Here is a 19134-nt window from a genome sequence, read left to right on the forward strand (position 1 = left end):
ACGAGACATTTTGAGTAATGAATAATGTTTGAATGGATAACCAGCCCTGAAGCATGGATCGCACTCGCGACATTGATGGCTTTAGAAATTGTCTTAGGTATCGACAATATCATTTTCATCTCTGTTTTAGTTGGGCGACTGCCAGAACATCAACGAAATAAAGCTCGAAAAATTGGTATCACTTTAGCGATGATCTCCCGATTATTGCTCTTATTTAGCCTCGCCTGGGTGATGAAGCTAGTAGATCCCTTATTCAGTGTTTTGGATAACGATATATCCGGTAGGGACCTGATTTTAATACTCGGAGGTTTGTTCTTATTGATGAAATCCACGCATGAAATCCATGGGAGTTTTGAGATTAAAGATGTGTCAACGACAATGCTCGCAACATCTAGCTTTGCCTCAATACTCGTTCAAATAGCGGTATTGGATTTGATCTTTTCTTTGGACTCTGTAATTACAGCGGTTGGTTTAGTGGAGCATCTCAGCATTATGGTTATTGCTATTGTGTCCTCTGTGATTGTGATGCTGATAGCCGCTAATCCTATTGGCGAGTTTGTTGATAGAAACCCAACTATCAAGATGTTGGCTTTGTCGTTTTTAATCTTGATCGCGTTTACGTTAATCGCCGAAGGCTTTGATGTACATATTCCGAAGGGTTACGTATATTTCGCAATGGCGTTTTCACTATCGGTTGAGCTTCTAAATATTAAGTTGCGCTCGAGAAAAGTAGAGAAAGTCGAGACCATTCAATTGGCTCGAAAGCATGGACTTGACGATTCGTCTTTCGAGTAAGAATTTTGGCCAAAAAAAGCTCAACCTGTCTCCAAGTTGAGCCTCAATCAAATCTGCTTGATGTGCTTATTCGCTAATTAATTGCTCAGCTTCAGCAATCTTCATATGGCGCACATCTTCACCTTTGACCATGAATATCACGTATTCTGCAACGTTCGCAGCATGATCACCGATACGCTCAAGCGCACGCAGTACCCACAGTACATTATGTACTTGTGAGATGCTTCGCGGATCTTCCATCATAAACGTCATCAACGATCGAATCGCTGAGCCATATTCGGCGTCAACAGAACTATCTTCGCGAATAATTTCCAAGGCCATGTTGGCATCAAGTCGTGCGAAGGCGTCTAATGATCCACTGACCATTTGAGTCACGCGTTGACTGATGTGGCGTACTTCGATGTAACCGCGAGGCGCTTTGCCTTCATCGCTTAATTTAATCGCCATTTTTGCAATTTTTGCGGCTTCATCACCAATGCGCTCAAGGTCAGAAATCATCTTAACGGTTGAAATCACTAAGCGTAGGTCGCTTGCAGCAGGTTGGCGGCGTGCAATGATTTGCGTACATTCTTCGTCAATCATACGCTCCATTTCGTCGACGCTTTTCTCTGTTGCTGCAACAGACTCAGCTAATGAAGTGTCAGAGTTAAGCAAGGCATCAACCGAATCTGTTATCTGGCGTTGAACAAGACCGCCCATTGCTAAAAAGTGGTTTCTCAGCTCGCTTAGGTTTTGGTTGAACTGTTGCGAGATATGCTGGTTGTGCGTCTCATGTGTTGGTTCGCTCATTTTCATATTCCTCTTTTATTATTCGTCCTTGAATTAACCATAGCGGCCAGTGATGTAATCTTCTGTTTGTTTCTTCTCAGGATTTGTAAACAGCTGGTCGGTGTTTCCAAATTCAATGAGATCACCCATGTACATGAATGCGGTGTAGTCAGAGACACGCGCAGCCTGTTGCATGTTGTGGGTAACGATAACGATGGTGTAGTCGTCTTTAAGCTGGTGAATGAGTTCTTCGATTTTGAGCGTTGATAGAGGATCAAGTGCCGATGCTGGCTCATCCAGAAGCAGTACTTCTGGCTTAACGGCAACGGTACGTGCGATAACAAGACGCTGTTGCTGACCACCTGAAAGGCCTAATGCGCTATCGTTTAAACGATCTTTTACTTCATCCCACAGTGCAGCAGATTTTAAAGACCATTCAACAGTTTCGTCTAAAACACGCTTGCTGTTGATCCCTTGGATACGCAAGCCGTATGCGACGTTTTCGTAAATACTTTTCGGGAAAGGGTTTGGCTTCTGGAATACCATTCCCACACGACGGCGTAGATCTGCTACTTCGACTTCACGATCGTAGATGTCGCTACCTTCAAGAAGCACTTTACCTTGGATGTTTACGCCATCAACAAGATCATTCATGCGGTTGAAGCAACGCAATAGCGTTGACTTACCGCAGCCTGAAGGGCCGATAAAAGCAGTTACACGATTCTGTGGAATCGTCATGTTGATGCCATGTAGCGCTTCTTTTTCACCATAACTTAGGCGTAGGTCTTCAACTTTAAGTGCGACCTTTTCATCTTCTAGACGAAGGTTATTGTCTGAGCGCTGAAGGCTACTGATGTCGATACCGTGTGTACGTTCGTTTGTGTTCTCTGTGTTTGAATCTTGTGTCATATCAAACTTCTCTAAAAATCTATCAATAAAATTTGGTTGTTTAGCTAATTGGGAGGCAGGAGCAAAATAGGCTCAACCGCCTCCGTTTAGCGTGTTTACATTTCTAAGGCTTTGTACTTTTCACGTAAGCGGTTACGAATCGCAACAGCTGATAAGTTAAGTAAAGCGATAACCGCTACCAGCAAGAACGAGGTCGCGTACACAAGTGGTCGCGCTGCTTCAACGTTCGGGCTTTGGAAACCTACATCGTAAATATGGAAGCCTAAGTGCATAAATTTCTGGTCTAAGTGCAAGTAAGGGTAGTTACCATCTAAAGGAAGTGATGGCGCTAACTTCACTACACCAACCAACATTAATGGCGCTACTTCACCGGCTGCACGCGCGATAGCAAGGATAACGCCTGTCATCATTGCTGGGCTAGCCATTGGCAAAATAACACGCCACAAGGTTTCTGCTTTGGTTGCACCAAGTGCCAAACTACCTTCGCGAATGGAGCGAGGGATACGTGACAAGCCTTCTTCCGTTGCGACGATGACGACTGGTAGCGTTAGAATCGCGAGTGTAATCGATGCCCATAGTAGACCACCGGTACCGAATGTTGGTGACGGCAATGCTTCTGGGAAGAACGCTTTATCCACGCCGGAACCGACAAAGTAGATAAAGAAGCCAAGACCAAATACACCGTAAACAATTGAAGGAACACCGGCGAGGTTATTTACCGCAATACGTATGATACGTGTCATCGTACCTTGGTGGGCATATTCACGTAGATAAACTGCTGCGATTACGCCAAATGGTGTCACGATGATCGACATGATAATGACCATCAAAACCGTACCGAAAATAGCAGGGAAGATACCCCCTTCGGTATTAGCTTCACGTGGTTCGTCACTGATGAACTCGTAGAGTTTTGCAATGTAGAAAACGATCTTATCGCCAATACTCATCGCGTTCGGCTGGAAGGCATGAACGATCTTCGCAAGATCAACCGTGATTTGCGTGCCGTCCATACTTTGTACACGAACTTTGTCGCGGTTTATTCGGCCATAAAGCTCGATAAGACGGCCCTGCAAGCCATCGTATTCAGCATTTAATGCTGCTCGCTCAGCTTCAATATCAGCAAGTGCTTGCGATGTTAAACGATCTTCCAATTCCAACTTGCGCTGCTGAAGTCGAAGACGTTCGATACCCGCATTGATAGAACCAATGTCACTCTTCTCAATATCATGAATTTGAGAATAAATATCCAAAGCTCTATCTAGGCGCTCTTGTAGAGCAGGCCAAGCTTGATCACCTTCAGCGACAACTTGGTCATTCTCGATGACTTCATTTAAGTAGCCGTAGAAATTACCCCATTCGCGACGTTCCATCACGATAATGTCTTCTGGGTAGGTGATGTTTGAGAAATCACGAGCAAGAATCCAACGGAAGTCAGTACCTGAAATATCACGGTTACCAATCTTCATTAGATTACGATCCAGATGCTCTAGATCTTCAGGAATGCTATATCCAGCATCACGTAGTTGATCCGCAGACACTTCTACGGTTTCAACGAGTTCACCAATGATGGTGTAACGATCACCATTTTTAGCTGTCACTTCTGCTTGCATCACATCGTGAGCCCAGAAGTGGACAAGACCTCGGCTTGCGATCAACCAAAGAAGACCGAAAACCATAACCATGCTGATGGCAACAGCACCGGCGTTGAACCAAACCCATGGGTCGCCGTTTTTAAACCATTTTTTAACTGATACGCGCACAATAGACTCCTTAAATCACACTGTACTTGTTGCGAAGACGCTGGCGCACAAATTCTGCAAAGGTGTTTACGACAAAGGTAAACAGGAATAGAACAAAGGCTGCGAGGAATAAGATGCGGTAGTGCGTGCTACCCACTTCTGATTCAGGCATTTCGACAGCAATGTTTGCTGACAAAGTACGCATACCTTCAAAGATATTGATGTCCATGATCGGGGTGTTACCAGTCGCCATCAGTACGATCATGGTTTCACCGACCGCACGACCCATACCAATCATTACCGCTGAGAAAATACCCGGGCTTGCTGTTGGAAGGATAACGCGTGTCATGGTTTGCCACTGCGTTGCACCAAGTGCAAGAGAGCCTTGGGTCAGATGTTTTGGCACACTGAACACGGCATCTTCTGTAATCGAGAAGATGGTAGGGATAACTGCAAAGCCCATTGCTGCACCAACGACTAAGGCGTTACGTTGGTCGAAATCGATACCGGCTTCATTCGTTAACCAAAGGCGCATATCACCATTGAAGAATGCGACTTCTAGTGTTGGGCTGAGCGCCATGGCAAGCCAACCACCAAAGATAATGACAGGAATCAGCAGCACTGGGTCCCAGCCATCAGGCACTAAACGACGAATGTTGGAGGGTAAGTTACTCCATATAAAGCCGAATAGAAGGATGAAGATCGGGGTGATTATGAGTACTGCGAATACGCCAGGAAGGTTTTCTTCCATAAACGGTGCGAAGAATAAACCTGCCAAGAAACCTAGAATTACGGTAGGTAATGCTTCCATCAATTCGATTGATGGTTTTACCTTACGACGTAAACCCGGTGACATGAAGTATGCGGTATACAAAGCACCACAGATTGCTAGAGGCGTTGCAACAAGCATCGCGTAGAACGCTGCTTTTAAGGTACCGAATGCAAGAGGGGATAAGCTGTATTTTGGTTCGAAGTCATTATTCGCTGCTGAAGATTGCCAAATGTAATCTGGCTCTTCATAACCCTCATACCAAACCTTGCCCCAAAGTGCTGAGAAGGAAATTTCAGGGTGCTCGTTATCCACTAACCACCACTGCATTTTTCCATCCGTGGTTTCAACAAGAAGTTTGTTGGCGCGTGGTGCAATAGCAAGATTTTTAACGGCTGCGTCTGCACTAATAGTCAATGCAGTGGAATGCGCAGTACTGTTGTAAAACTTAATCGTGCCTTCAGTGTTGGCGATTAAGAAACCCTTACGACGTTGTTCAATATCTGCCGCTGCGATCTTACCGCCGACGGCTTCAAAGGTACGAATGTTTTCAAGACGATACTTGTTGTTTTCATCGCGTACCATGAACCACTGCGAGGTGCTTCCTTGGCTGTCGGAGACCAAGATGGAAGCACCACCCAGTAGTAAGGTCATATCGTCAATTAAAGTATTTTCGTCACCCACTTTGATGGTGCCGTTGACGATATTTTCACGTTTTGCATTGAGATCTAAAACCTGGATATGTCCGTCATTTGTACCGACAAATACAAAGCGCATCGCAGGTTCAGCAATGATAAATTTAGGTGCGACATCAAGTTGTGGGAGATCAACTTCTTCAGGCACTAAACGTATTTCACCGCTCAAAAAGTCTTCTTCTTGTTCGAATTGTTTTGCAACCAAGGCATTCGATTCTGTTACCGCGACGACCATTAGTGCGCCGTCACTTAAGGCAATAGAAATTTCTTTCAGAGGCTCGCCATTCTCAGATAGCTGCATAGCCTCTTCGCCGAATGGATATTCAATAAAAGGTTCAATCTTGCGCTGGTCATTGGGGTAAGTGATTTTATAGCTGTGCTGCAATACCAGAGCAGAACCATCACTTAGGCCAAGTACGAATTTGCGAGAAGCAGGATCTGCGTTGGCGACGCTAGATACTTCAACTCCCTCGGGAATCGGGAGAGATACAAGATTATCAATGCTCCCGTCTATTGTGTTAAAGAAAACTACCTTTCCTTGATCAGTTACACGAAAAGCTTTCTCGCCTTGCTCTTCTGTACCACTAAAAATTGTGCTTCCTGCAGCTTGTTCTGGAACATCGTAGGTAGCAACACGCTCTGCTTCGGCACTGGTGAATAGCGGTGCCACTTCATAAAGAAGATAAAAGAAGATAAGTGTGATTGCTACGATGACGCTAATGCCGCCAGCCCCAATAGAGACACTGGCAAGCTTGTCTTTTAACTTTCTGTTTTTACGATGCCTAACTAGCTTCGGAGTGTTGAAGTCTAGTGTTGGCTGCGTTGGTGATTCACTCATAAATTAATACCGACAATTGAGAGAATTTAAATTTCGCAAATTGTATAACAATGTAAATTCATAGTCTGCTTATACGACAAAACCCCCCACCAAATATGGCGGGAGGTTTTGTCTTTAACTAGTTATCTACGGCGTATTATAGACCTAGTTCTTTGAACTGACGCTCAACAACTTTTGCAGGAAGTGGCACATAGCCATCTTTCACTACAACTTCTTGACCTTGCTTAGACATTACAAGTTTCAAGAACTCAGCAGTCGTTGGATCAAGTGCTTTATTTGGCGCTTTGTTCACGTATACGTATAGGAAGCGTGAAAGTGGGTAAGCACCTGTTACAGCGTTTGCAGCATTTGCTTCAACATATTTGTCGCCCTTCTTCGCTAGTGGAAGAGCGCGCACTGATGCAGTTGTGTAACCGATGCCAGAGTAACCAATACCATTGATTGACTCAGATACACCCTGAACAACTGACGCTGAGCCTGGTTGCTCATTTACGTTGTTTTTGAAGTCGCCTTTACATAGTGCTTTCTTCTTAAAGTAACCGTAAGTACCAGATACTGAGTTACGACCGAATAGTTGAATGCCCTTGTTTGCAAGAGAACCTTCAACACCTACATCACCCCATGTTTTTACGTCGCTATCGAAGCCACATTTACGAGTTGATGAGAAGATCGCATCTAGTTCAGCGATGTTCATACCTTTGATTGGGTTGTCTTTATTGACGAATACGGCAAGAGCATCAATAGCTACTGCAACTGGTGTTGGTGCATAACCGTAACGTTTTTCGAAGGCTTCGATTTCTTTGTCCTTCATCTTACGGCTCATTGGGCCCATGTTAGATGTGCCTTCAGTCAATGCTGGTGGCGCAGTAGAAGAGCCCGCCGCTTGAATCTGAATGTTTACATTTGGGTAGTTACGCTTAAAGTCTTCTGCCCAAAGTGTCATTAGGTTAGCTAGAGTATCTGAGCCTACACTAGAAAAGTTACCAGATACGCCGCTCGCTTTTTCGTATACAGGTAGGTCTGCATCGACTTGCGCTGTTGCAACACCTGAAAAAGCTGTCAGTGCCATTGCACCAATTAGTTTCTTAAATCTCATTATCATCTCCCGTGATATTTGATTTAGTTTCGATTGATTAATTGTTTAACGCTTCAATGGGGATGCAATATAGGGCGGCTTTATGACATAAATATGACAATGCTTTGTAATTATCAAAAAAAATAGTCTTCTCGAATAATGGGGATAAGTGGAAGATTGATTTGAAGAAGCTATCGTAAATAATAATTGTTATTCAGGAAGTAAAAATCATGACGCTTTTCGATGGGATAGGGCCAGCGGCGGACAGCGAGTTAATGTTGAAGGTGCTCGCGACACCGGCGAATACAAATATTCATGGAGACATCTACGCCGGCTGGTTATTAGATCAAATGGATGCGGCAGCCACCTTGTTTGCAACAAAGTTATCTAATGGTCGTTGCTCAACCGTTGCTGTGGATCAAATTAAATTTCAATCGCCAATCAATGTGGGAGATGCGGTAAGTATTTATGCGAGACTTGATGATACTGGGCGCAGTTCGATGGTGATCTCGGTTGAAGTGTTCGTGCAGCAGAGTGTCAGCAATGTGAATATCAAAGTCACAGAAGGTCGATTTACTTCTGTTGCTATAGATAACCAAGGATCAATTCGTCAGTTACTATGACGGAAAGTTCTTGTGTTTAGTCGGTGAGCGCGAACATCTTATCTGCGTAGCGTTTTGAGAAAACGCGCCGTTCATTGTCATCAAATTGTACCGTGAACGTTTCTCCTTTTTCTTGAACGACTCGGCCTCTTCCCATTGATTTATGTTCAATGATGTCTGCTTGCCAAATTGCTTGATCGAAGTTACTCAAGGTTGGGCGCTCAGCCTTGCTAGGCATGGTAAGCATAATTGAAAAAGTATCAGCGTATCTTTGCAAGGTCTTGCTTGCGAGCGTTTTAAGTTGTGCAGTGTTTTGTTGTCGCTCGATAGATCTCGCAATGTGCAGTGCCGACTCACTTTGCATTTCATGTAAAAAGCGTAGACCGTCTTTGCTGTCTGATTTAGGACATAGCATGAGAAGTGATTGCTTTGCTCTAGTCATGGCGACATAAATCAAGCGTCGCTCACTAGCGATATCTTGGGGGCCAATCTCTTTTCTGCCACTTGAACTGAAAAAGGTCGTTTCAGAAAGCCCAGGCAAAACTACATGCTCCCATTCCAGCCCTTTAGCGCGATGCATACTTGTAATGTGTATACCTTGAGCATGCTGGATTTGTGTTCTTTCTTCGAGCGCTGCGAGCTCATTTAACAAGGCGTTTGCGTTTTCTGTACGGCTTTCTGCCATAAAGGCCATCAGGTTTTTGACCGTCCTAACTTGCTCGTCACTAGCGTCTTGGCTTAGGCCACTCGTTTTTAGCTCATCAAAAAGCTTCGTTTCTTGTATGTATTGTTTGAACAGCTGTCTTGGAGGGTTTGTATTGTTCTCAAGAGCAGATAAGCCTTTAGCGAAGCGCTCCAATTTGAGCTTTTGGAAGCGGCTTAAGTCGCTTGGAATCATATTCAGTACATGGTGTCCCCAACGGCTAGAGTGCTGAGCAAGTTGATGCATGAAAAGCTGAATTTGACGTTCATTAATGCCCACATGAGGGAACCGGGCTAACTGAATGAATGCTTGCTCTCGCATAGTTGGTGGCATTTGAGCAAAGCTGCCATCGGCAAGTTCAAGCAAACTGCGGATGGCATACATCTCATCCGAACCAAAAATTCCGCGGAACCCATTTAATACGTAAGGTAAATTAGCGCGCAATAGTGCTAATTCTAAATTTGCTGTTTGACTCCAATATCGAACCAAAATTGCGGTTTGATTCCGTTGCGATGCATCATGTTTCGCTAATCGTGTCACGAGGCTGATAAGTTCATTTTGTGTTTCGCATAGCTCGACCGCAGTGTGAGGATTACTCTTAGCAGGAATACACAATGCGTCGTCGTGATAAGGGCTATGCGCAATTAATTGATTGGCGAGTAGAGCGACTTGATGACCATAACGGAAACTCGTGCTGAGCTTGAGCGATTCGCAATGTTTATATTCTTCGGCAAAACCGGACAGCATGTATTGCGGTTTTGCTCCACGGAACTCATATATCGTTTGGTCGGGGTCGCCAACGATGGTGACTTTTGCTCGTTCGCCTGCAATCAAGCTTAACAAGGTATGTTGAATATCATTGGTGTCTTGATATTCGTCAACAAGAATCACGTCCATTTTATTCGAGACTAAATCTCGAAGTTCAGGTTTGGCGATAATGGTTTTGACTGGCGTGTAAAGCATATCAGCATAGCTAATGCGCGAATGGTCATTACGCCATTGCTCAAAGCGTTCAAACAGGCTCGGTAAAAAACCAAATTTATTCTCTAAACCGGAGTGTTTGAAAAAACTATGAGGGTCATCAAGCTGGCTTTTACATTGATCAATAAAGCTTGCTGCAACATCAAGATATTCTTTTTTATAACGCTTGAACTCATTTTGTTGTTCGGGGCTAAGAACCTGCGGAACGAGTTGTAGTAAGTGAAATTGAATTTCGCGCTCACTCAGAATATTGCCTTGATATGGAGCTAAGACACCGATCTCAATAAAGCGTTTGTATAAGCGAAACCCCATCGCATGAAACGTGCGTACTTCTGGAATACTTTGGCCTTCACCTCGCACTGATTGCAGCTTTTTCTGAAAATCGAGTTGCGCGCTTTTATTGAACATAAGCACAAGTAAGCGTCGTGGGTCGTAGCCATCAGCAAGTAATTTATTGATTCGATGTGCAAGTGTTGTGGTTTTTCCGCTACCGGCAACAGCACGAATCACATAATGCGCAACGGGAGCATCGACAATAATGCGTTGTTCAGGTGTTAGAGATATCTCGGGCATGCAGTGCTTATCGTGTTACGCGGTATGTCGGATTACTTGAGTTTTGGTATCAGAGTCAACAAACTATGAACTTTACTAACAGGATATAAGTGTCAGCGGATGATGCGTGCAATCATACTATTAAGTTTACTGATCTGGGTAGGCGGATGTGCCTCAAAAAATGCGGTTCCAAACGATTTCCAAATCAATACATCAACGCAGTCGATTAAAGAGCCCTCAGGTTTGATGACAGCGATTTCCTCAGGCGATGAAGTCGCTATGAAGGAACGTATTTTGGCGGGAGACTCTGTGAATGCAGAGTTTGAGGGGCACACACCTCTGAGATACGCGATCAGCGCAAAGCAAACACGCATGGTTCAGATTTTATTACGTGCCGGAGCGCAGCCTAATTGGGCCATGCAGCCCGGACAAGAAAGTGTGCTCATGCTTGTTAGTCGTTTAGGATTGAATGATTTAGTCGTGGCGTTTATTCGCTCCGGTATGGCATTAGACTATGCGGATGCCTCTGGTCGCACAGCACTAACAGAAGCGGCGATGAATGGGCATCTTACAACCGCTAATGTCTTGATTAATGCAGGCGCTGACGTAGACATAGTGTTCGAAGGGAAGTCACTACTGATGCACTTGGTAGAACAAAACAGCATGTTATTGGTGAAGCCAGTTATTGAAGCAGGGGCTGATGTGAATTACGTGTCTAACATGGGGGAGAGCAGCCTAAGTATTGCTCGAGAACAGCAACTCCATGAGTTAGACTTAATGTTGGTTCAGGCGGGCGCACGATTGTGACAAGTACGTGCATTAAGTAAACTTCGCAAGATAATTTTAAGTACAACTCACAACGGATTCTTCATTATGTCACGCCATCAAAAAATCTCTGTTGGCCCAATGCCTTCTCAGAAAGAGGATTACTCTGAATACGAAGAGACTCAGGTCCTTTGGGGGCGAATTGGCTTGATCTTTGGCGTCGTGTTTGCGGTCGCTTTTTCGGCGCTTTACCTTGTCTTTGAGCCACTGAATGATACTCCCACCGTTGTGAGTGTAATTGAGCAGCGCAAGATTGCGGCTGCACAAGAGACAACTATTATGGAGAACACACAAGCGCCAAGCGAAGAAGCGGTTGTGGCAGCGCTCGAATTAAAGAGCGATGTTGAGGCTGAAGTAGACCCTACGCCAGTGGCATTAACTCAGCGAGCAGCTTCATTAACGCAAACTGCGGTGCAAGCGCCCGTATCGGCAATCTCTACATTAAATCCTGCGATCATTTCGGCGAGTTTAGCGCGAGGTGTTGATGAGAATCGACATCCTATTGATCTGCTTGGCTATGAAGTGAGTATGGATGGTGAGAATCTGATTAAGGTCGTTCTTCATACTGAAATGCTAAACATTCAAGGTACAACTCTTTTTCACGAGTGGTTTTTGAATGAGAAGCGTCAGGCAAGGGTGCGTATACCGATCAATGCTGACGAGCAATTAAGTTATTCCAGTAAGTTTATTGATAAGTATATGACGGGTGATTGGTCGGTACGTGTGAGCGATGCTCAGGGAGAGGTCTACGCACTGGCGAATTTCAAAGTCATTCGCTAAACGTGCTGTTTACACTTAAGAAGCTAATCGGTGGCTTATTAATGCCGGTTTCGGTCGTGCTGTCGCTTGGTTTGCTTGCTTTGCTATGTAGCTGGAAAGGCAAGCACTCTTGGGCTAAGAGCCTAATGTGTTTGGCACTCGTAGCGTTATATCTTTGTTCGATCAAACCTATCGCTCATCTTATTGCTCAGCCGCTTGAGTACCGATATAGCCCGTTTGATGGGCAAGATGTGCCGTACGTTGTGGTGCTTGGTGGTGGTCATACGACTGATATGCGTGTCGCGTCTCTGCATCAATTGAATCGTACATCTTTGGCTCGTTTGCTAACCGGTGTTGAGATTGTGAAGCTGCAACCAAAAGCTACCTTGTTGGTGTCTGGCTATGCGGGGTTTGATACGCAAAGTCATGCGCAAGTCGCGGCAAATACGGCGCAGTTATTAGGCGTTGATGCAGATCGCATTTTATTGCAAGCCAATGCTAAAGATACGTATGAGGAAGCGCTTGCTTGGCGAAATATAATTGGTATGCAGCCTTTTGCATTGGTGACTTCAGCAATGCATATGCCCCGTGCGATGGCGTTGTTTGAAAGCTTAGGTATGCGACCTATTGCTGCGCCAGCCAACATAGAAGCAAAAGGTGATCGACCTTTGGTTTGGCGTGATTGGATTCCGACAGCAAACAACTTGGCAATTGTTCAAGCAGCGTGGCATGAATATTTAGGGATGTCTTGGGCTTGGCTTAACAAAACACTAAAAGAGGCGGTGTAATGGCGTTCAAAGGTGAAAAGAATTTTTCACACCGTAGTGCAGATAAAGTGGGCGTTTTATTGGTGAATCTGGGTACGCCTGAGGCTCCAACGGCTAAAGCGCTACGTAAATATCTGGCTCAATTTTTATCGGATCCTCGTGTTGTTGAGATTCCAAAACTGATATGGATGCTGATCCTACATGGCATCATTTTACGTGTTAGGCCTAGCAAATCTGCTGAAGCGTATAAAGAAGTATGGACTGAGGATGGTTCACCTTTGATGCTCCATTCTTTGGCGCAAACACAAGCCATTCGTGAGAAGTTGCGTGCCGAGTATGGCAACAATGTGATGGTTGAGCTCGCAATGCGTTATGGTGAGCCCTCAGTATCGAATACGCTTGATCAAATGATGGCGGAGAGTTGCCGCAAGCTAGTTGTGTTGCCTTTATATCCGCAGTATTCAGGAAGCACTACGGCCTCTGTTTTTGATGATCTCGCAGCAGATTTTACGCAACGTCGTTGGTTACCCAGTTTTCGATTTATTAGCAGTTATCATACGAATCCAGCCTACATCAATGCCTTGGCCCAAAGCATCCAACAGCACTGGGCTGAGCATGGTCGCTGCGACAAACTCGTATTTTCTTTTCATGGTGTACCTCAACACTTTCTCCATTCTGGAGACCCTTATCACTGCCAATGCCATGTCACTGTCCGCTTACTTGCCGAACAGCTTGGATTGAATCAAGACGAATATTTAACCTGTTTTCAATCGCGTTTTGGCAAAGCTGAGTGGTTGAAGCCTTATCTTGATGCGACCATGAAATCTCTTCCAAATGAAGGGGTAAAATCAGTACAAGTCGTGTGTCCTGGTTTTTCATCGGATTGCTTAGAAACACTCGAAGAAATTGCCGGAGAAAATAAGGAATACTTTATGGAAGCTGGAGGCGAACGCTTCGAATATATTCCGGCATTAAATTCTAGATCAGAGCATATTGAAGCCTTGATTGGTTTCATTAATGAAGAGGCTGGTGCTTGGTTTGATGGGTTAAGCGAAAGCGTAGAGAACGTCGAGCGAGAACAGCGATATTCAAGCCATAAGTACAATCAAAAAAATAAATAAAAATCAGAGAAAGGAAGATATAAATGCGACAAGTAATAACAGCTTTTCTAGCGGTCTTTATGTGTATGGGACTAGTTGGTCAAACATTAGCGCAGCCTAAAGTAGAAGACGCGTGGGTTCGTTTGATGCCACCAAATGCCACGGTGACGGCGGCATATGCGAAGATCAACGTTTCGCATGCTGATGAGCTCATCGCAGTATCATCGGCTATTGCTAACAAAGCAGAAATTCACGAGAGCATGATGAGTGATGGCGTTATGAGTATGCGTCCCGTTGCGTCTATGTCTTTGTCTGAAGGCGAAACTAGCGAATTAAAACCGCATGGTATGCATATCATGTTAATGGGCCTACAGCAGGCCTTGGCGGAAGGCGATGAAGTAGAGCTAGTCTTAGAGTTTAAAGAAAGCGGCTCAGTCACCGTGCCATTTGTTGTTCGCAAGCCTTAATAATTAGACGGTGTCTAACTCCTCTTATTTAATCCGTGATGTTCAAGCTTTTGATGCTGAACGCATCGCGGATATCTATAACTATTATATTAAGCATACGGTCGTCACCTTTGAAGAAGAGCCTCTTGACGCTAATCAGATTCTGACAAGAATTAGTCAAGTACAAGAACTTGGCTTACCATGGTTAGTCGCGGAGCAAGATGGTCAGGGTCTTGGATATGCCTATTCTGCGCCTTGGCGTGAGCGCTCTGCGTATCGTTATTCCAAAGAAGTTAGCGTATATCTCGATGCCAATCTTCATCATAAAGGCGTAGGTTCAATGTTGTATCAGGCTTTGTTTGAGCGTTTGAGTCAACTTGATGTGCATGCAGTGATGGCGGTGGTTGCTTTGCCGAATGAAGCGAGCGAAGCCTTACATGAAAAATTTGGCATGAAGAAAGTCGCACACCTTGAACAAGTTGGGCGAAAGTTCGGACAATGGATTGATGTTGGGTATTGGCAGCGCGTGTTTTGATTTTAGTTTTTTGATTCTTTGAAGCTTTCTTGTTTCTAGACTTCTGTTCCTGTCGGCGGCGGCCGAAAACCCCTTAAGACCTTTGACGCCAAAGGTCTTAAGGATCTAAATGCGCCCCAATTTTCGGGGCCTTCGGCTACACTCAAACTCTTGCGTAAATCGGCGCTGCGGAACTTATCCGCGATGCGGATTTCGAACAGTCCTCGCGTTATTCCGATTTTCGCCGGCGAGCTTTCGTCCCTCGAGATGGGGAATTAGCCATTCCGATAAGTTTTATTCTTTGCACCCACTACCCCTTCTGACTAGATGAGTTGCTCAGAGAATAAACGGCTTTATGCCGAGGACTGTTTGAGCCGAAGGCGAGTTCCGCAGGCGCTGTTTATTGTTGAGCAGCGAATGAACCCGAAGGGCTAGGAAGTAGACGCTGACTTGGACAAGGTGAATTGCGAAGCAAGAGAAGGTGGCCTGAGTCATTGTTAAGGGAGTGTCAGCGCACTCCCTTAACTCGTCCTTTTGGACGAAAACCGAAATAGAAAAAATGTGTTGAAACTAGAAAGTGTCAAAGAATAAAAAGATTCTACTCTCTATCCTTCGAAGTACATTCCGCTAGTTGAGGATCAATCTTACAGCGAACCTTACGGAACAAGGTTAAAGCTTTGCCGTTATAGACTCCCTGCTCACGCAGGGCGATGCGGCTTTCGCGGAACAGCTCACTCCAGTTGTCTTCGGTTTTTTCGCTAATTTCAATCCAGTATTTCTCAGGGATTGTTAGTTCGCTATCAACGATTTTACGAATTTGATCTTTATATTTGCTCGCCATCAGTTCACGAGATTTTTGCGCAAAACCTTCAGGTACTTTTTCCCAACGAACAATTAGCTGCATGGTGATCTGCAAGCTTGGCCATTTGATAACACCACCGCCTGGCTCAAGGCCTTTGTACATTTCCATAGGCTCGTAAGCTAAGCCTGGTGCGCCGGTAATATCGACCGCTTTGTTATTAAATTTTTGGAGCGCGTTAGCAATACTTGATGATACTGGCGTCATGCCGATACGTGTCGCTAAATATTCAGTTTCAGGCGCATTATCGAGCACGGTGACACGCTTGCCAGCCATATCTTCTGGGTTCTGAATACTCTTGTCATTAACGAATAAGAAGATCGCACCGATCGGCGCAATACCGATGATCTCATATTCGCCGCTGCGCATAATTTTCGCAGCACCAGGACTGCTTAAAGATTTGATGACGATGGCCAGATGGTCGTAGGTTGGCAATGCGCCAACGGCATTAATACTGCCTGTAAATGAGTTGTACTCGCGTGCCCGTATGCCAGGTAAGTTGAGCATATCGCATACGCCATTTTTAAACTCTTCTGAGGCGACACGATCATCGGTATATACCTTAAAAGACAAATCAACACCCCAACGCACGGCATCGATTTTGTATTCCTTCATTTCTTTGTGGATGGGGCCATCATGGCCAACAAAGTCGAAGACGCACATAGTGAGCGGCTGAAGTGCATTTGCATGTGCTGTTTTGGCTAAAAGTAAGCCTGTTAAAACTACTGAAAGAAGACGTAACATACTGACAAGTCTCAAAGTTTTTCTTATTAAATCGAATGCTAACGTAAAGTATGATTTAGAGAAATGTTCTATTCGGAAAATGAGAGTTCTATCCGGTTAATTGAATAGGTTTCATGCAAGTCCCCCTAATTAAAGGGTGAGTGATCGTACAAGAGAGGGAACAATATATATGGCGTTATCCCTGAATATTCGTGAAGCACAGCTGGCTGATTGGGATCGTATCTGGCCATTTTTTAGCGACATTGTTCGTGCTGGCGATAGTTATCCTTATTCTCCTGATATCAGCAAAGAAGAGGGGTTTCAGCAGTGGATGGTCATGCCTCAATTTACCTATGTTGCAGAGCAATCTGGCGAAGTGGTCGCTACGTATTACATTAAACTGAATCAAGCGAGCTTGGGCGCGCATGTTAGCAATTGTGGTTATATGGTATCGCCTTCGTATCGGGGGGGAGGGATTGCTAGCCAACTATGTTTACATTCGCAGTCCATTGCTGTAACGCTTGGCTATAAGGCAATGCAGTTTAATTTGGTTGTTTCTTCGAATAGTTCAGCGGTCCATCTATGGACTAAGTTAGGGTTCGAAACGGTGGGCCGATTACACAAAGCATTTGATCATCAAAAGCTCGGGTTCGTGGATGCACTAGTTATATATAAGTGATTGCAAGATTAAGTGACAAGATAAGGTTTTGAGAACAGACTTGATTTAGCTAAAGCCGAGACACTTTGTATTTCAAGGTACTCTGCTACACTAACCTTATCTGATTAGAAGTAGTACACATTGTTAGGAGAAGAATATGTTAAAGAAAGTACTAATGGCTGGGATTGTGAGTGTTACTTTAGGTTCTAGTTTTGCGATGGCCGGTGATGCCGCTGCAGGTAAAGCAAAGTCAGCTGTGTGTGCTGCTTGTCATGGTGCAAATGGTATTGCAACGATCAAAACTTACCCTAATTTGGCAGGTCAGAATAAAGAGTATTTGGTCTCTTCTTTGAAGGCTTACAAAGCAAAACAGCGCAATGGTGGAATGGCGGCAATCATGCAAGCACAGGCGGCTGCTCTTACTGATGCGGATATGCAGAACCTTGCTGAATACTTCAGCACATTGAAATAAAAGCGTTCAACGCTTAATGATTAAAAAAGCCGAACATCGTTCGGCTTTTTTAATGCTCTTGCCAAAGCTATTTAACAACTAGCATTCATTTGTTCACAATACGATAACAAGGCTTATACGTACTACCGGGCAGCTTCATTCTTCCTTGATCAACAAAAGCGCGTAACATCTTATCCATCGATAACATAATCTCTGGATCACCTGCTATTTGAAAGGGCCCGTGTTTTTTGATTTCGGCTAAGCCTTGCGCTTTGACATTACCTGCAACGATTCCTGAAAAAGCACAGCGTAGATTGGCGGCGAGCTGATGAGGCTCTTGATCTTTATGGAGGTCAAGGTTAGCCATCAATGCATGTGTCGGCTCAAAAGGCTTTTGAAATATAGGATCAATCTTCAGTAGCCAGTTGTAGTAATACGCATCGCGGCGTTTGCGACGATATGTTTTGACTTTTTCGAGATTTGATTTCATATATTTGGCGACAGATTCTGGATCATCAATAATGATTTTATAGAGCACTTGCGCTTCTGTACCAAGTGTTTGTCCGATGAAGGTATCGATCATTTCAAAATAATCCCGACTTGATTCGGGGCCAGTTAGCACCAAGGGGTAGGGCATCGCCTTGTTTTTTGGGTGCATCAATACACCGAGAATATACAGAATCTCTTCAGCAGTGCCGACGCCACCAGGAAAGACAATAATTCCGTGTCCTAGGCGTACAAACGCCTCAAGTCGCTTTTCGATGTCGGGCAGTATCGTTAGCTCGTTTACAATTGGGTTTGGAGACTCTGCTGCAATAATGCCTGGCTCCGTGACACCGATATATCGTCCCAGTGCATGGCGTTGCTTTGCATGACCTACCGCAGCACCTTTCATCGGGCCTTTCATCGCACCTGGGCCACAGCCGGTACAGATATTCAATGCACGTAAACCAAGCTGATAGCCAACTTCTTTCGTGTATTCGTATTCGTTACGTTTGATTGAGTGACCACCCCAGCACACAACAATATCTGTCTCACAGTTTGTTTTAAGCAGGTTTGCATTACGTAATAAATGGAAAATAAAGTTCGTAACTTGCTCTGAAGACTTAAGGTTCAAGCTCGTGTTTTTCATCATGACACTGTCTGTGTAAATGATGTCTCTCACCACTGAGAACAAGTGATTATTGATACCTTGAATCATATAGCCATCAACGAAGGCGCTTTCAGGCGCGTTCTTAATATCGAGTTTTATGCCTCGAGGTTGTTGAATGACGTTAATTTCGAAGTCTTTGTATTTTTCTAAGAGACTTTCACCATCATCACTTAAGGATCCACAGTTCAACACAGCGAGTGCGCAACGACGAAACAGCTCTTGTAGTTGTTCGTTTTTCTTGTTGCGCAGGAGATTCACTTCGTGTCGAGACAATATGTCCATATTGCCTTTAGGTGTGACGCGAGCATTAATACCGTTGTTGTTCATACGCACTCTCCTTCGACGTAAGTTTTCGGCTTTCACTGTAAGTATAGTGTTGACGACAGTGAAGAACTGTAAATTGCTGCTACTTTGGCGTTGTTTTCATATAGAATACCGCGCCTAGAAATTTTG

Annotated in this window: 18 protein-coding genes; 10 read left to right on the top strand and 8 right to left on the bottom strand. The window is 44.5% G+C overall.

Annotated features, from left to right (window positions below; all coding sequences use genetic code 11):
* Window positions 1-24 precede the first annotated feature (24 nt).
* Window positions 25-795, top strand: a complete 771-nt coding sequence (locus tag A3762_RS20890; RefSeq protein WP_068757448.1) for a TerC family protein — start codon at window positions 25-27, stop codon at window positions 793-795.
* 66 nt (window positions 796-861) lie between these two features.
* Here A3762_RS20890 and phoU read toward each other — a convergent pair whose 3' ends face one another.
* The 5 genes from phoU to A3762_RS20915 all read right to left on the bottom strand — a co-directional run bounded on the left by phoU (window position 862) and on the right by A3762_RS20915 (window position 7609).
* Window positions 862-1584 (bottom strand): phosphate signaling complex protein PhoU, encoded by a 723-nt coding sequence (phoU, locus tag A3762_RS20895; RefSeq protein WP_156493642.1) that lies wholly within the window; start codon window positions 1582-1584, stop codon window positions 862-864.
* Window positions 1585-1617: 33 nt separating this feature from the next.
* Window positions 1618-2472, bottom strand: coding sequence for a phosphate ABC transporter ATP-binding protein PstB (gene pstB / locus A3762_RS20900; RefSeq protein ID WP_068501653.1), 855 nt, complete (start codon window positions 2470-2472; stop codon window positions 1618-1620).
* Between the two features lie 95 nt (window positions 2473-2567).
* Entirely contained in the window at window positions 2568-4232 is a 1665-nt protein-coding gene (gene pstA, locus A3762_RS20905; RefSeq protein WP_197469461.1) for a phosphate ABC transporter permease PstA, read from the bottom strand.
* A 10-nt stretch (window positions 4233-4242) separates the two neighbouring features.
* The gene (locus tag A3762_RS20910) at window positions 4243-6513 is read right to left on the bottom strand and encodes an ABC transporter permease subunit (RefSeq protein WP_068757450.1); all 2271 of its coding nucleotides are present in this window, start codon (window positions 6511-6513) and stop codon (window positions 4243-4245) included.
* A 136-nt stretch (window positions 6514-6649) separates the two neighbouring features.
* Window positions 6650-7609 carry a PstS family phosphate ABC transporter substrate-binding protein gene (locus A3762_RS20915; protein ID WP_068757454.1) on the bottom strand — a complete coding sequence of 320 codons (960 nt, stop codon included), beginning with the start codon at window positions 7607-7609 and terminating at the stop codon, window positions 6650-6652.
* Window positions 7610-7818: 209 nt separating this feature from the next.
* Here A3762_RS20915 and A3762_RS20920 point away from each other — a divergent pair, with 209 nt between their 5' ends.
* Window positions 7819-8211 carry an acyl-CoA thioesterase gene (locus A3762_RS20920; protein WP_068757457.1) on the top strand — a complete coding sequence of 131 codons (393 nt, stop codon included), beginning with the start codon at window positions 7819-7821 and terminating at the stop codon, window positions 8209-8211.
* A 16-nt stretch (window positions 8212-8227) separates the two neighbouring features.
* On the opposite strand, the gene A3762_RS20925 is transcribed toward A3762_RS20920, so the two are convergent.
* Window positions 8228-10447, bottom strand: a complete 2220-nt coding sequence (locus A3762_RS20925) for an ATP-dependent helicase (protein WP_068757461.1) — start codon at window positions 10445-10447, stop codon at window positions 8228-8230.
* 99 nt (window positions 10448-10546) lie between these two features.
* On the opposite strand from A3762_RS20925, the gene A3762_RS20930 reads away from it, so the two are divergent.
* The 6 genes from A3762_RS20930 (at window position 10547) to A3762_RS20955 (ending at window position 14858) form a co-directional block, all read left to right on the top strand.
* Window positions 10547-11233 carry an ankyrin repeat domain-containing protein gene (locus A3762_RS20930; RefSeq protein WP_068501646.1) on the top strand — a complete coding sequence of 229 codons (687 nt, stop codon included), beginning with the start codon at window positions 10547-10549 and terminating at the stop codon, window positions 11231-11233.
* 66 nt (window positions 11234-11299) lie between these two features.
* The gene (locus A3762_RS20935; protein WP_068757465.1) at window positions 11300-12031 is read left to right on the top strand and encodes a DUF2914 domain-containing protein; all 732 of its coding nucleotides are present in this window, start codon (window positions 11300-11302) and stop codon (window positions 12029-12031) included.
* Between the two features lie 2 nt (window positions 12032-12033).
* Window positions 12034-12798: an ElyC/SanA/YdcF family protein gene (locus A3762_RS20940; RefSeq protein WP_068757469.1), complete on the top strand. Its 765-nt coding sequence runs from the start codon at window positions 12034-12036 to the stop codon at window positions 12796-12798.
* The gene (hemH, locus tag A3762_RS20945) at window positions 12798-13898 is read left to right on the top strand and encodes a ferrochelatase (protein ID WP_068501639.1); all 1101 of its coding nucleotides are present in this window, start codon (window positions 12798-12800) and stop codon (window positions 13896-13898) included. Before A3762_RS20940 ends, hemH begins: the two co-directional genes overlap by 1 nt.
* Before the next feature lie 23 nt (window positions 13899-13921).
* A complete protein-coding gene (locus A3762_RS20950; protein WP_068501638.1) occupies window positions 13922-14344 on the top strand; it encodes a copper chaperone PCu(A)C in 423 nt (140 codons plus the stop codon).
* A gap of 10 nt (window positions 14345-14354) precedes the next feature.
* Entirely contained in the window at window positions 14355-14858 is a 504-nt protein-coding gene (locus A3762_RS20955) for a GNAT family N-acetyltransferase (protein ID WP_068757471.1), read from the top strand.
* 577 nt (window positions 14859-15435) lie between these two features.
* Here the strand turns inward: A3762_RS20955 and A3762_RS20960 are convergent.
* Window positions 15436-16440: a putative solute-binding protein gene (locus tag A3762_RS20960; protein WP_068476005.1), complete on the bottom strand. Its 1005-nt coding sequence runs from the start codon at window positions 16438-16440 to the stop codon at window positions 15436-15438.
* Window positions 16441-16609: 169 nt separating this feature from the next.
* Here A3762_RS20960 and A3762_RS20965 point away from each other — a divergent pair, with 169 nt between their 5' ends.
* A complete protein-coding gene (locus A3762_RS20965; protein ID WP_231878807.1) occupies window positions 16610-17098 on the top strand; it encodes a GNAT family N-acetyltransferase in 489 nt (162 codons plus the stop codon).
* A gap of 136 nt (window positions 17099-17234) precedes the next feature.
* Window positions 17235-17549, top strand: a complete 315-nt coding sequence (locus tag A3762_RS20970; RefSeq protein WP_068476004.1) for a c-type cytochrome — start codon at window positions 17235-17237, stop codon at window positions 17547-17549.
* An 85-nt stretch (window positions 17550-17634) separates the two neighbouring features.
* Here the strand turns inward: A3762_RS20970 and ppnN are convergent, their stop codons facing one another.
* Window positions 17635-19008: a nucleotide 5'-monophosphate nucleosidase PpnN gene (gene ppnN, locus A3762_RS20975; protein WP_068476003.1), complete on the bottom strand. Its 1374-nt coding sequence runs from the start codon at window positions 19006-19008 to the stop codon at window positions 17635-17637.
* Window positions 19009-19134 lie beyond the last annotated feature (126 nt).

This window comes from Oleiphilus sp. HI0125, from assembly GCF_001635355.1.